1 pseudogene is annotated in these 310 nt (G+C 69.7%); it reads left to right on the plus strand.

Going from position 1 to position 310, the window contains the following annotated elements:
- A pseudogene (locus QCE73_RS34150) lies at nt 1-310 on the plus strand (quinone-dependent dihydroorotate dehydrogenase); the annotation flags it as partial.

The raw sequence follows: 310 nt of genomic DNA on the forward strand, positions 1-310 counted from the left end.
GTTCAGTTCCCTTTATCCGCTCGCGCGTTCGCATCTGTTCAAGATGGACGCGGAAGACGCACATCACCTGACGCTGCGCATGCTGGGCGCGGCCGGCCGCACCGGCCTCGCCAGCGTACTCGCCACCCGTGGCGCCGATTCGCCCCGCACCGTCATGGGCATCACGTTCCGCAATCCGGTCGGGCTCGCGGCCGGCCTCGACAAGGACGGCGCGTGCATCGACGGGCTCGCCGCACTCGGCTTCGGCTTCATCGAAGTGGGCACGGTGACGCCGCGCGCGCAGCCTGGCAATCCGCGCCCGCGCATCTTC

The organism is Caballeronia sp. LZ029, assembly GCF_031451275.1.
Lineage (GTDB): Bacteria > Pseudomonadota > Gammaproteobacteria > Burkholderiales > Burkholderiaceae > Caballeronia > Caballeronia jiangsuensis.